General features: G+C 68.1%; 13 protein-coding genes and 2 riboswitches. Of the genes, 8 read left to right on the top strand and 5 right to left on the bottom strand.

Translation table 11 applies throughout. The annotated features are described in order from the left end of the window. Nucleotides 1-115: 115 nt before the first annotated feature. From ACT3S2_RS03000 to ACT3S2_RS03015, 4 genes are all read right to left on the bottom strand, one after another. A complete protein-coding gene (locus ACT3S2_RS03000; RefSeq protein WP_444553505.1) occupies nt 116-433 on the bottom strand; it encodes a hypothetical protein in 318 nt (105 codons plus the stop codon). A gap of 81 nt (nt 434-514) precedes the next feature. Then, nucleotides 515-1,321, bottom strand: coding sequence for an energy-coupling factor transporter transmembrane component T family protein (locus ACT3S2_RS03005; protein WP_444561204.1), 807 nt, complete (start codon nt 1,319-1,321; stop codon nt 515-517). After that, nucleotides 1,318-3,036: an ABC transporter ATP-binding protein gene (locus tag ACT3S2_RS03010; RefSeq protein ID WP_444561205.1), complete on the bottom strand. Its 1,719-nt coding sequence runs from the start codon at nt 3,034-3,036 to the stop codon at nt 1,318-1,320. Before ACT3S2_RS03010 ends, ACT3S2_RS03005 begins: the two co-directional genes overlap by 4 nt. After that, the gene (locus ACT3S2_RS03015) at nt 3,033-3,665 is read right to left on the bottom strand and encodes an ECF transporter S component (RefSeq protein ID WP_444561206.1); all 633 of its coding nucleotides are present in this window, start codon (nt 3,663-3,665) and stop codon (nt 3,033-3,035) included. Before ACT3S2_RS03015 ends, ACT3S2_RS03010 begins: the two co-directional genes overlap by 4 nt. Nucleotides 3,666-3,699: 34 nt before the next feature. Then, a riboswitch (TPP riboswitch) is annotated at nt 3,700-3,809 on the bottom strand. Nucleotides 3,810-3,866: 57 nt separating this feature from the next. Further along, a riboswitch (TPP riboswitch) is annotated at nt 3,867-3,962 on the top strand. A 324-nt stretch (nt 3,963-4,286) separates the two neighbouring features. Here ACT3S2_RS03015 and ACT3S2_RS03020 point away from each other — a divergent pair. Then, a complete protein-coding gene (locus tag ACT3S2_RS03020; RefSeq protein WP_444561207.1) occupies nt 4,287-5,051 on the top strand; it encodes a 3-oxoacyl-ACP reductase in 765 nt (254 codons plus the stop codon). A gap of 2 nt (nt 5,052-5,053) precedes the next feature. Further along, the gene (locus ACT3S2_RS03025; RefSeq protein ID WP_444561208.1) at nt 5,054-6,376 is read left to right on the top strand and encodes an LLM class flavin-dependent oxidoreductase; all 1,323 of its coding nucleotides are present in this window, start codon (nt 5,054-5,056) and stop codon (nt 6,374-6,376) included. Nucleotides 6,377-6,398: 22 nt separating this feature from the next. Here the strand turns inward: ACT3S2_RS03025 and ACT3S2_RS03030 are convergent, their stop codons facing one another. Further along, entirely contained in the window at nt 6,399-6,872 is a 474-nt protein-coding gene (locus ACT3S2_RS03030) for an Lrp/AsnC family transcriptional regulator (protein WP_444553511.1), read from the bottom strand. Nucleotides 6,873-7,028: 156 nt separating this feature from the next. Here ACT3S2_RS03030 and ACT3S2_RS03035 point away from each other — a divergent pair, with 156 nt between their 5' ends. The 6 genes from ACT3S2_RS03035 to ACT3S2_RS03060 all read left to right on the top strand — a co-directional run bounded on the left by ACT3S2_RS03035 (nt 7,029) and on the right by ACT3S2_RS03060 (nt 12,656). After that, entirely contained in the window at nt 7,029-8,060 is a 1,032-nt protein-coding gene (locus ACT3S2_RS03035; protein ID WP_444561209.1) for a thiamine pyrophosphate-dependent enzyme, read from the top strand. Further along, a complete protein-coding gene (locus ACT3S2_RS03040; protein ID WP_444553513.1) occupies nt 8,053-9,084 on the top strand; it encodes an alpha-ketoacid dehydrogenase subunit beta in 1,032 nt (343 codons plus the stop codon). The genes ACT3S2_RS03035 and ACT3S2_RS03040 overlap by 8 nt, the downstream gene beginning before the upstream one ends. Further along, a complete protein-coding gene (locus tag ACT3S2_RS03045) occupies nt 9,077-9,406 on the top strand; it encodes a biotin/lipoyl-containing protein (RefSeq protein ID WP_444553514.1) in 330 nt (109 codons plus the stop codon). Before ACT3S2_RS03040 ends, ACT3S2_RS03045 begins: the two co-directional genes overlap by 8 nt. 2 nt (nt 9,407-9,408) lie before the next feature. Next, nucleotides 9,409-10,272: an alpha/beta fold hydrolase gene (locus ACT3S2_RS03050; RefSeq protein WP_444561210.1), complete on the top strand. Its 864-nt coding sequence runs from the start codon at nt 9,409-9,411 to the stop codon at nt 10,270-10,272. A 160-nt stretch (nt 10,273-10,432) separates the two neighbouring features. Next, on the top strand, nt 10,433-11,986 hold the full coding sequence (locus ACT3S2_RS03055) for a fumarylacetoacetate hydrolase family protein (RefSeq protein WP_444561239.1): 1,554 nt from the start codon (nt 10,433-10,435) through the stop codon (nt 11,984-11,986). A 10-nt stretch (nt 11,987-11,996) separates the two neighbouring features. Next, nucleotides 11,997-12,656 (top strand): GntR family transcriptional regulator, encoded by a 660-nt coding sequence (locus ACT3S2_RS03060; protein WP_444553607.1) that lies wholly within the window; start codon nt 11,997-11,999, stop codon nt 12,654-12,656. The last annotated feature ends 24 nt before the right edge of the window (nt 12,657-12,680 follow it).

Raw genomic sequence — 12,680 nt, forward strand, 5'->3', positions numbered from 1 at the left:
GAACCAGCGAGGGGCCCTCTTGCCTTTCGTGGCCGAAACACGTGTTTTCCCCGCACGGATACTCGGATCCCGGCGGCGGGCCGATTAAAAACTCCCCGTCGCAGGGTTGGGTCGTTCAGCCGCCGAACCCGGGCTCGAACTTCCATCCTTCGGCGAAGAAGTGTCGTTCACCCAGGGGATGGTCCGGATGCTTCTCCAGCCATTGCTCCTGCGCGGCGAGCAATTCGGCGGTCGCCTCCCAGGTTTCCCCGGTCGATGGCGGATGCACTCCGGCATCGCGGGCAATGGAACGCAGTTCCTGATCCGTGTACTCGGCCAGTTCCTCGGGCCCGAGGTGCCGATCCCAGAGGAACCGGGCGAGCTTCTTGGCCTTGGTCGCCCGGTTGTTCATCGCCCGCGCCGTGCTGCCGAAGGCATTGGGGTCCTGGCTCATGCCTCTATTCCTCTCACCGTGGACAAGGCCAGCAGCCTACCAAGCGGGGATGGGCGTGTGGGCCATGATCCGAGCCCGGGCTCACCCCCAGAGTGCCGAGTAGCCCCTGATCCAGCCACCGGTGACGCCGAGACCCAACACCACCACCAAAACGGTGAGCACACCGAAAGCCATGATCCAGTCGGTTCGTTCGACCCGGATGGGCTTCCAGACGGTTCTCGGAGCCAACCCCAGGCCGCGGGACTCCATGGATTGGGCCATGCGCTCCCCCCGGCGCAGCGAGACCACCAGCAGTGAGAAGGCAGCGTGGCCGAACTCCCGGATCCCGGGCCGGCGCACCCCCGGGGCCGGCGCGGGGGCCCGCACGGATTGGGCTTGCCGGATGGTCTGCCAGGTGCCGGGCATGTCCTGGAGCATCTGGTACCCGGCGAGGATCGCATGACAGAGCCGTGGGCCCAGCCGGGCCTGCTGATGCAGGCTGTCGGTCAGGGCCACGGCGTCGGTGGAGAAGACGAAACCGATCGACAGCACCCCCAGGACGAAGGTGCGCAACGCCAGGGAGGCACCCAGGGTCACCCCTTCGACGCTGGCCTGCAGGCCCAGGACCGTGAACAGTTCCTCCCCCGGCCGGGTGATGGCGTTGATCATGAGCATCCCGAGGGCGAACCCCAGGAACGGGATATGGGCCAGCAGCAGCATCCGGGGTGAGGGCCGGCCCCAGATCAGCACGGCGGCCAGCGCCAACGGATACAGCAGGGCGGGGGTCAGCGGATCGAAGACGAACAGCAGTGCGAAGGAGACCACGAACAACACGGCGAGCTTCATCGTGGGGTTGCGCCGCCCCAACGGCGTGGCCGTGTTCACCCAGGGCAGGGGGCCCGCGCTCACGACTGCACCTGCATCCCGGGCACCGGGGAGACTTCCCGATCCAGCCCGTCCAGGATGGCCCTGATCGCCTCCGGGCGGTCCTCGACCTCCACCAGCCAGTCCAGCAACGGGGGCAGCACGATCCCGGCCCGGGACAGCACCCCCCGGTCGCCCAGCACCTCGAAGATCGGCCCCTCGGCGATGATCGTGCCCCCGGCGATGACGATCCCCCGATGGGCCAGGGTGGCGACGCTGCGCAGATCATGGCTGGAAAACAGGATCGACTGCCCCTCGGCCGCGGCGTCCCGGAAGGCTGTCATCATCGAGATCGTGGCCTTGCGATCCAACCCGAAGCCCGGTTCGTCGGCCAGCAGGGTGGCGCGCGAATGGGCGAGCATGGCCGCGACGCTGAGCCGGCGCTTTTCCCCGCCCGAGAGCCGGAAGGGGTTGGCCTCCGCCAGATGGGTCAGCCGGTGTTCGGCCAGCAGGGCCTCGATCCGCTCATCGGCGGGACGACCATTGATGACCGCGGGCAGGCCATGGCCGATCTCCTCGCGGACCGTGGAGGCCACGAACTGGTGTTCGGGGTTCTGGAACACCAGCCCGGGGCGGTCCCCCGTCACTGTGCCGGCTAGTGGTTGCAGCAGCCCGGCCAACGCGAGCAACAAACTGGTCTTGCCCGTCCCGTTGGCGCCCAGCAGGGCCGTGATCTCCCCGGAATGCAGTTCCAGGTCGATGCCTTCCAGCTGGGCGGTGATGGTTTCCGGGTCGCGCCGGCGTTTCCTGGCCGATGCCGGGGCCCGGGTGACCGAGAGTCCCCGCGCGGATAGGACGACCCCGCCGCGGGACGGTGCCGGAACCGTGGGCCGGTCCTGCGCCCACCCGAGCAGTCGGTCCCGGATGATCGGGCAGGCCAGCCCTCCCCCGGTGCCGAAGGCCGCCTGCAGTTCGGTGTCCAGCGGTGTCCAGCACCCCGCAGCCACCAACCGTCTGGACCACTGCTCCAGCACGGTCGGCGTGGGGCCGTCCGCCAGCAGGGTTCCTGCGGCATCGAGCACGATGGCCCGGGCAGGGAGCCCCGCGACGCCGTCGCTTCCCGCGTACTCGTCGATGCGGTGTTCCACCAGCACGACGGCGGGGCCGCGCGTTTCCACGGCCCGGTCGATGGCCCGGCGCACCGAGGAGATGCCCTCGGCGTCGAGCATCGAGGTGGGTTCGTCGAGCAACAGCACCGGGGGCTCCGCGACCAGGCTGGCCGCCAGGGCCACCCGTTGGCCTTCACCGCCGGAGAGCTGCCGGGTGGATCTGCCTCGCAGCCCGGTTCCGTTGATGTGTTCCAGCGCCGCGTCGATCAGGGCGTCGATCCGGGGTGGGGCCACCGCATGGTTTTCCAGTGGAAGGGCGATCTCCCGGTCCACATCGGGCATGCACATCGCCGATTCGGGGTCCTGGGCCAGGACGCCCACGGTCCGGGAGAGCTCGGCAACACTGCTGTGGGCGGTGTCCTGGCCGGCTACGAGGACCCGGCCGGTGGTGCGGGCCGCCACCGAATGCGGGATGACCCCGGTCATCAGCTGCAGCAACGTGGATTTCCCGGCCCCCGAGGGGCCCAGGATGATGACCTGCTCCCCGGCGTCCAGGCCCAGCGACACCTCCTGCAGCACCGGTGCCGCCCGCCGGGGGTAGTGCACCGTGGCCTCCTGAAGCGCGATCACCGCCGCGCCCACCGGTTTCATGCTCCCCCGGTGGTGGGCAGATCGCGTCCGATGGCGTAGTTGTCCACCACGCCGGTCTTCGCCAGGGCGTTGACCGTCCGGCGGGCCAGCAGCCCGCCGAGGATGAGACCGGACAGCAGTTGGACGACGAGCCGGATGACGAAGAAGTCCTGCCCGTACCATCCGAAGCGGAAGGCCGAGACGGCGAAGGCCAGCCCGGCCCCGAGCAGCCCCGAGCAGGCGTACACGCCCCAGCTGAAGGACCGGTATCGGCGCAGGGCGAAGGGCAGTTCGCTGCCCAGACCCTGGATGGCGGCCACGAGGAAGAGCATCGGACCCGCCGTTGAACCGAGGAAAACGACTTCCACCCCGCCGGCGATGACCTCGGCCAGGATCCCGGCGCCGGGGCGTCTGATGACGGCGACGGCGATCGGGGCGACGATCAGCCACCCGCCGAAGAGTAGATGCGAGGAGAGGTCCCCGAACGGGCCCATCAGCAGGGTCAGCCCGGCCGATGCCTGGACCAGGGCCCAGTAGAGGAACCCGAAGACGACCCCCAGGACCACGATGAGCACCAGGTCCTTGAGGTCGAAGGAAAAGCGTCCCCGCGCCGGTACTGGCGTGGTGGATGGCGGCGTTGTCGAGTGCACTGTCGTGCCCCTTCCGTTGAGTGAACAGGGCACGGGATTCAGAGTTTTGCCTCCCTGCGCTGGCATGACCCAGATCAGGTTCGACGGTCGAAGCTTGATCAGCTTCCTCTCAGCCCGGCTCACCGGACTCCCGTGTTCAGCACAGACTGTACACGGGGACACGAAGTTGTCGAATCGCCACGTCACGTGTGTAGGCTGTGGTGCAGTGACACGGGGTGCCACGATTTCCTGGCTGAGAGAACACCCGTTGAACCTGATCTAGTTCGAACTAGCGAAGGGATGTTGCAGGTGTTTCTCCACCTAGACCCCCATTTTGGAAGGTCCTGCCGGACCGCTGCCCCACTGCCCGGTACCAGCTTGTCCCGGTTGCGTCCGCCCTGGCGTCCGGCGGCTTGTCCAGGACCCGCCCGGCCAGGCGTTTAGCGTCTGCCCACCAGCTGCACCGCAACCAAGAATCCTGCCCGAAGCCTGCTCTCCGCCGTCGGGCAGGACAGCACGTGAACGATGCTGCCCACAGTGCTTGCCGCGCCATTCCCTACTCTCCCCGGGCGACTCCGCCTCCGGGGCCCCCTCGCCATTTCCACCACCCCCTGCCCTCGGCAGCCATGAAAGTGAGACCAGATGAACCTCTCCGACCAGCTTGTCCTCGTCACCGGAGGCGCCCGCGGTCTGGGCCGTCACATCGTGACGGCCTTCGCCGGGCAAGGCGCCCGCGTCATCATCAACTACCGGCAATCCGCCCAGGCCGCCCAGGAGCTCGCCTCCACCCTAGGGCCCGACCGCGCCCTGGCCGTCCAGGCGGATGTCACCGATCCGGCACAGGTCGCCACCATGCTCGAGACCGCCCAGGCCCATTTCGGTTCCCCCGTGACCACCGTGGTGAACAACGCGTTGGCCGATTTCTCCTTCAACGGCGAGGCCCGCTCCTCGGCCGCAGACATTGGGTGGGAGGAGTTCACCACCCAGTTCTCCGGCAGTGTCCGCGGCGCCCTGAACACCGCCCAGGCCGCCCTGCCGGGAATGCGTGAACACGGCTTCGGGCGGATCATCAACATCGGCACCAACCTCTTCCAAAACCCGGTGGTCCCGTACCACGACTACACCGCCTCCAAGGCCGCCCTGTTGGCGCTGACCCGCACACTCGCCGCCGATCTGGGCCAACACGAGGTCTCGGTGAACATGGTCTCCGGCGGCCTGCTGCGGACCACCGATGCCAGCGCCGCCACCCCCGAGGAGGTCTTCGACTTCATCGCCTCCTCCACCCCCTTGCGCAAGGTGACCACCCCCGCCGAATTCGCCGACGCCATCCTGTTCTTCGCCTCCCCCTGGGCCCGTGCGGTCACCGGACAGAACCTGGTGGTCGACGGCGGACTGGTGATGAACTAGAGATGAGCGCACACACCACCGACACGGCACCACGCCAACTGCATTTCAACGCCTTCCTCAACGCCTGCGGGCACCACCAGGCCGCCTGGCGCCACCCGGGCTCAGCGGTCGAACAGCTGGGGGACATCGACCACTACGAACGCCTGGCCCAAACCGCCGAACGTGGCCTGTTCGACGCGGTGTTCTTCGCCGATGGGCATTCGGCAGGGAATCCGTCAGTGGGTCCACGGTGGTTCTTCGAACCGTTGACGGTCCTGGCCGCCATGGCACGGAACACCAGCCGCATCGGGCTGATCTCCACCGTCTCCACCACCTTCTACACCCCGTACCACGCGGCACGGATGCTCGCGTCGCTGGACCACATCAGCGCCGGGCGCATCGGGTGGAACGTGGTGACCTCGATGTTCGACGCCGAGGCACGCAACCACTCAATGGATGCCATGCCGGCCAGCCCCGAGCGTTATGCCCGGGCGGCCGAGTTCATCGACGTCGCGCTGGGACTATGGGATTCCTGGGCCGACGACGCCGTGTTGGCCGACAGGGAAGGGCTTTTCGCCGATCCCGAGAAAGTCAGACCCATCAACCACGACGGCGAGCATTTCAGCGTCGACGGGCCGCTGAACGTGCCCCGGGGCCCGCAGGGCCGGCCGGTCCTGTTCCAGGCGGGGGCCTCCGAGTCCGGCCGCCAGCTGGCGGCACGCCATGCCGAGGGCATCTATGCGGTGGCCTACGATCTGGCCAGTGGACAGGACTACTACGCGGACCTGAAGCGGCGCATTGCCGCCGAAGGCAGGGACCCGTCCAAGGTCGCGATCATGCCCGGCCTGGTCACCTTCCTGGGGTCCACCGAGGCCGAGGCGCTGGCCGGGCAGGCCGAGGTGGACGCCCTGCTGCCCACCGAACAGTCGCTGGCCCAGCTGGGGATGTTCATCGGGCAGGATTGCCGCGACTGGGACCTCGACGCACCGGTTCCGACCCTGCCACCGGCGAGTGAATTCACCGGCCCGCAGGGCAGGTACGCCACGATCCTGCGCATCGTGGAGGCCGAACGTCCCACGGTGCGGCAACTGCTGGGCCGGTTGGCCGCAGGAGGCGGCCATTGCACGATGGTGGGGACCCCGGAGCAGGTGGCCGACTCCATCGAACGTTGGTTCGTTTCGGGGGCCGCCGATGGCTTCAACCTGATGCCGCCGATGCTGCCTGACTCCCTGGAGGAGTTCGTGGACCGGGTGGTGCCGGTGTTGCAACGTCGGGGGCTCTACCGCACCGAATACTCGACCGACACCCTGCGCGGGCATCTGGGGCTGGAGCGGCCGGTGGCCTAAGCCGCCACCGGCCCCTCAGGGCTCAGCCCCGTTGGGCGGCGGCGCGGGCCAACGGCAGCATGCGTAGGGCGATGGGCGAGTTCAGCACCACCAGCGAGGAACTGCGCAGCACGGTCCGGGTGGCAATGATCGCGTCCAGGACCCGTTGCAGGTCGTCGTTGGACGTGGCCACGATGGTGGCCATCAGGTCGGACTCGCCCGAGACGGTCTGGAGTTCGAGCACCTCGGGGACCTCGGACAGGGCGGCGGCCACACCGTCGTGACCGGCATCCTGGTGGATCACCAGGGAACAGTAGGCGCGCACCGGGTATCCGAGCCCCTCGGCCGAAAGGTGCGGTCCCCAGCCGGTGACCACCTCTTCACGGGTGAGCTTATCCAGCCGCGACTGCACCGTGGCCCGGGCGACCCCCAGGGTCCGGGAGGCCTCCAGGACCGACATCCGTGGGTCCGAGGAGAACTCCTCCAGGATCCTGGCGTCCAATTCGTCGATCTTCACTAACCCCTCCTAGCTATACAATGTGCACAGTTGATCATTCTTAACTATAGACACTCTGCGCAGATTGTTGGTCCAACCATCGGCGTATTGCGCATGAACTTCCGGGTCATTACGGTCGGAGCAAGTCCACCGAACCACACCCCCAGGGAGTCGAACATGACCGATGCACCCCGGCTTGAGCCGCACGCCGACGAGCTCGGCACCGATGAACTACTGAAGCTGTATTCCCTGATGGTGCGCACGCGGCAGCTCGATGTCGCCGCCATCGCCTGGCAGCGACAGGGCATCCTGCCCGGTTACGCCCCGGAACTGGGCCAGGAAGCAGCCCAGGTGGGCAGCGCCTACGCGCTGGACTCCGCCCGCGACTTCGCCTTCCCCACCTACCGCGAAATGGGCGTCGCCCTGGCCGCCGGGGTCGACATGGTCGAGTACATGTCCACCCATAAGGCCTCCTGGCATGGTGGCCTGTGGAACCCCGCCGAAACCCATGTGGCACCCATCCAGGCCGTCGTCGCCGGTTCGGTGCTGCACGCCGTGGGCTGGGCCCACGGACAGACCGTCGATGGCACCGGCAACGTCGCGCTCACCTACTTCGGTGATGGCGCCAGTTCGCAGGGCGACGTCCACGAGGCCATGAACTTCGCCTCGGTCTACAAGGCCCCGGTGGTCTTCTTCACGCAGAACAACGGCTGGGCCATCTCGGTTCCCACCGAACGCCAGGTCGCCGGCGGCTCCGTTGCCGCGCGCGGGGCCGGCTACGCGATCCCCTCGATCCAGGTCGACGGCAACGACGTCGTCGCCGTGGTCCGCGCCGTACGTGCCGCCGTCGAACACGGCAGGGCAGGCAACGGTCCGGCCATGGTGGAGGCCATGACCTACCGCCGCGGACCGCACTCCACCTCCGATGACCCGGGCCGTTACCGCAGCCTGGACGATGAACGTCGTGACGGCGGCGAGGACCCGCTGAACCGCCTCGAAGCGACCCTGCGTGAAGCAGGCGCCCTCGATGACGCGACGGTAGCCGACATCAGCGAGCAGGCCGGCGAATTCGTCGAGCAGGTCCGCCTCGGAGTCGACGCTCTCGACGCCCGCCCGGGCACGGAGATGTTCGACTTCGTCTTCCAGGAACCCACCGAAGCACTAGCAGCCCAGGCCGCGAACTGGCGAGAGGAATCCGAACATGTCTAACCCGGCCACCGCAACCGTGCAGGAGCGTCCGATGGAGAACACCGTCGTCGAAATGTCCATGCAAAAGGCCCTGAACCGCGGCCTGGACGAACTATTGACCGAAGACCCGCGCTCGATGATCTTCGGCGAGGACGTCGGCGGCCTCGGCGGCGTCTTCCGCATCACCGACGGGCTGCAGGCCAAACACGGCAGCACCCGCGTCTATGACACCCCGCTGGCCGAATCCGGCATCCTGGGCATGTCCATCGGGCTGGCCATGGCCGGCTGGCATCCGATCCCCGAAGTACAGTTCGACGGTTTCGCCTACCCGGCGATCAACCAGATCGTCTGCCAGCTGGGCCGGATGAACTACCGTTCCCGCGGGACGTTGCCGATGCCGGTGACCCTGCGCGTGCCCTCCTTCGGCGGCATCCGCGCCCCCGAAATGCATACCGAGTCCCTCGAGTCGCTCTTCGCCCACGTCCCCGGGCTCAAGGTCGTCTCCCCCTCGACCCCGCACCAGGCGTACCACCTGCTGAAGAAGTCGGTCCTCATGCCCGATCCGGTCATGTTCATGGAGCCGAAGTCCCGCTACTGGCAGAAGGGCGAGGTCGACACCGAGAACCCCGGGGACCTGGAGGGCTCGGTCATCGCCCGCGAAGGCCGCCATCTGACCCTCATTGCCTGGGGCGCCATGGTCGCCCGCTGCCTGCAGGTCGCCGAACTGGCCGAAGAGGACGGGATCAGCATCGAGGTGTTGGACCTGCGCTGGCTCAAGCCCATCGACGCCGCCGGTCTGGCCGCCTCGGTCTCCAAGACCAAACGCGCCGTCGTCGTCCATGAGGGCCCGCGGACCGCGGGGCTGGGCGCCGAAGTCGCCCAGCTGGTCTCCGAGTCCTGCTTCGGGGTGCTCAAGGCACCCGTTGAGCGGGTGACCGGTTTCGACGTACCGTATCCCTCAGGTGACCTGGAGGACGAGTACATCCCCAACATCGACCGCATCCTGTTCGGCATTCAACGAGTATTGGAGTACCGCCGTGGCTGAAATTTCCTTCCCGCTGCCCGATCTGGGTGAAGGCCTCATCGACGCGACCGTGCTCGAATGGCTGGTGGCCGTCGGCGACCAGGTCGAGCGCAACCAGCCGCTCGTCGAGGTCGAAACGACCAAGAGCTCGCTGGAGCTGCCGTCCCCGCAGGCCGGCAAGGTGCTGCGCATCCACGGCGAGCCCGGCGACACGATCAACGTCGGCGAGGACCTGATCGTCTTCGAGGTCCCCGACGACACCGCAGGCATCGTGGGCACCGTACCCAAGGAAGCCGCCCCGAAGCGCCGGGTGCGTCTGAGCGCCAACCTGGACGAGGACTGATCGTGGCCCCGGTCGAAAACACCGGCGCGGACCGGCCGGCCACCGCACATCATGAGGCGGAACACCGGGTGGAGGGCACCGAGAATTCCCTGGCCGTGCGGATCTTCTCCGCCGGGGACGACTCGGCCTCCCGCCCGGTCCTGCTCATCCACGGATTCGCCTCCTCCACCGAACTGAACTGGGTCGCCACCGGGTGGATCACCGCCCTGAACGACGCCGGTCGCAAGGTCATTGCCGTGGATCTGCCGGGTCACGGGCTCAGCCCCGCCCCGGATGACCTCGATGCCTACACCCCCAGCCGGATCCGTGCGGAGCTCCTGCAGATCCTGCAGGACCAGCACGTCAGGCCGTTGGCCGACGGGGATCCAGACTCGGGGGTGGACGTGTTGGGCTACTCGCTGGGCTCACGTCTGGCCTGGGAGTTCGCCGGGACCCAGGACCAACTGGTGCGCCGGGTGGTGCTCGGCGGGCCGGCCAGCAACGACCCGTTGGCGACCTTCGACCTCGACGCGGCCCGGGAGCACCTCGCCGGCGGTTCCGAGATCGGGGACCCCACGACGGCGGAGCTGGTGCGCATGGCCCAGCTGGTGCCCACGAACAACATGTTCTCGATGCTGTCCCTGATCGAGGCCATCAAATCCGAGCCCTTCGACCCCGCGGAGGCCGTGCCCTCGATGCCGGTGTTGCTGGTGGCCGGCGAACGCGACGAACTGGCGGCGACCTTGCCGACGCTCGTTCAGCTGGCCCAGGAGCACCAGGGTCCCGGGGCCGAGGTCCAGGAGCTGATCCTGCCGGTGCGCACCCACGCCAATGCGGTGACCTCGCGTGCGTATAAGCAGGCGGCCGTGGAGTTCATCAACGGCTAACGCCCCACCCCTGAAGGACAGCAAGGCCGCCCGGCTACCGGGCGGCCTTGCGCCGTCTCCAACAGGTTCATTCCACACCCCTGATCCCCTTGACGTGATGTGGTCCACAGGGCATGATAGATCGTATACGATTTCGTACATCACAGGAGGAACCGTGGCGTTGGAGCAGAATCCCGAAGTAGACACCGGCGAGCAGGGCGCAGTTCGGACCGTACCGGTCGACGAGTCCATGATCGACGCCGTCGGGAAGGTGCTGGCCGTCCATCTGAGCTACGCCTCGCGGGCCGCCCAGCGCGGGCGCACCCCGGAGCATCCCTCCTACTTCATGAAGGCCGCCTCCTCGCTGTCGGTCTCCGGAACACCCGTCGAACGGCCCGCGGGCACCGAGGCCCTGGCCTTCGAAGGCGAGATCGCCCTGGTCATCGGCACCACGGCCCGCCGGGTCTCCCCCGATCAGGCCTGGGCCCACGTCGGCGGGGTCACCGCCTCCAACGACCTGGGCGTCTACGACATGAAGTACGCCGATAAGGGCTCCAACGTCCGCTCCAAATCGGGCGACGGCTTCACCCCCATGGGCCCGGCCATGCTGCCGGCCGCCTCCATCGACCCGGCGAAGCTGCGGATCCGCACCTGGGTCAACCAGGAGCTGGTCCAGGACGACACGACCGCCGGGCTGATCTTCGACTTCGCCCGCATCGTCGCCGACCTCTCCCAGCTGATGACCCTGGAACCCGGGGACGTCATCCTCACCGGCACCCCGGCCGGCTCTTCGGTCATCGTCCCCGGGGACACCGTCGAGGTCGAGGTCGACGACCCGGCCTCGGGGCTGAGCACCGGCCGGCTGACCACCCCGGTCATCCAGGGCACGGCGGCAATGGGCAGCTTCGGGAACCAGCCCCGGCTCTCCGAAACGGATCTGATCGACGCCTACGGCTCCCGCGAGGCCGCCTCCGCGGCCGGCGCCCTCTCCCCGGCCGCCGGCTCCGCCGTCGTCCTCACCGAGGATCTGAAGGCGAAGCTGAACGCGGTGGCCACCGCGACGATCTCGGCCACCTTGCGCAAGCACGGACTGAACAACGTCTCGATCGACGGCCTGCACCCGACCAAGACCGGACACAAGGTCATCGGCACCGCCCGGACCCTGCGCTTCGTCCCCAACCGCGAGGACCTCTTCAAGTCCCACGGCGGCGGTTTCAACGCCCAGAAGCGGGCGATCGATTCGGTGAACGAAGGCGAGATCCTCGTCATGGAGGCCCGCGGCGAAACCGGCTCGGGCACCCTGGGCGACATCCTGGGACTGCGCGCCCAGGTCCGTGGGGCGGCGGCCATCATCACCGACGGCGGCGTCCGCGACCTCACCGCGGTCTCCGAACTGGAGATCCCCGCCTACTACAGCGGTTCGCACCCCGCGGTGCTCGGCCGCAAGCACGTCCCATGGGACACCGACCTCACCATCGCCTGCGGCGGCACCACCGTGCAGCCCGGTGACATCATCGTCGCCGACGACGACGGCATCCTGGTCATCCCCCCGGCACTGGCCGAGCAGGTCGCCGAGGAGGCGATGGAGCAGGAACGCAAGGACGAGTTCACCTTCGAACAGGTCCGCCAGGGCCACCAGGTCGAAGGCCTGTTCCCGATGAACGCCGAATGGAAGAGCACCTACGACGCCTGGCTCGCCTCCGGTGCCTCAACCGTCGGCGTCGACCCGAAGTAGGGGCCCCGTGATCGCCACGAGTAAATCGGAGCAGGCCTACACCCTGCTCAGCGACCGGATCGCCTCCGGTGTCCTGGTGCCGGGCTACCGCCTGGTCCTGGGGACCATCGCCGCGGAACTGGGCTGCAGCGTGGTCCCGGTCCGCGAGGCGATCCGCAAACTCGAGGCCGAGGGCCTGGTCCGTTTCGAACGCAACGTCGGGGCCACCGTCGCCTCCCTGGACACCGACCTGTATCTGCACACCATGCAGACCCTGTCGGTGATCGAGGGGGCGGCCACCGCCCTGGCCGCCCCGCTGCTGAGCAGCCAGGACCTGGCCCGGGCCCGGCAGATCAATGAGTCCCTGCGCCGGACACTCACGGATTTCGATCCGCGCCGCTTCACCGAACTGAACAACCAGTTCCATGCGGTGCTGTACGAGAACTGCCCCAATCCGCACATCCTGGATCTGGTCCACCGCGGCTGGGCCCGTCTGGGCGCCATGCGCTCGACGTCGTTCGGCCATATCCCGGGCCGGGCCCGTCATTCGGTGGCCGAACATGACGCCCTGCTCGATCTGCTCGCCACCGGAGCCCCGGCCGAGCAGATCGAAAAGGCGGCCCGCGCCCACCGCACCAACACCCTCAACGCCTATCTCGAAGCCGCCGGCCAACCGCCGTCGACCCTCTGAACCACCCGTCCACGGAAGGAACAC

Source organism: Arthrobacter sp. AOP36-A1-22 (assembly GCF_052377615.1).
Lineage (GTDB): Bacteria > Actinomycetota > Actinomycetes > Actinomycetales > Micrococcaceae > Arthrobacter_H.

Coding starts and splice junctions, on each gene's coding strand:
- ACT3S2_RS03000 (WP_444553505.1), bottom strand. CDS start 433: ATGAGCCAGGACCCCAATGCCTTCGGCAGCACGGCGCGGGCGATGAAC.
- ACT3S2_RS03010 (WP_444561205.1), bottom strand. CDS start 3,036: ATGAAACCGGTGGGCGCGGCGGTGATCGCGCTTCAGGAGGCCACGGTG.
- ACT3S2_RS03020 (WP_444561207.1), top strand. CDS start 4,287: ATGAACCTCTCCGACCAGCTTGTCCTCGTCACCGGAGGCGCCCGCGGT.
- ACT3S2_RS03025 (WP_444561208.1), top strand. CDS start 5,054: ATGAGCGCACACACCACCGACACGGCACCACGCCAACTGCATTTCAAC.
- ACT3S2_RS03035 (WP_444561209.1), top strand. CDS start 7,029: ATGACCGATGCACCCCGGCTTGAGCCGCACGCCGACGAGCTCGGCACC.
- ACT3S2_RS03040 (WP_444553513.1), top strand. CDS start 8,053: ATGTCTAACCCGGCCACCGCAACCGTGCAGGAGCGTCCGATGGAGAAC.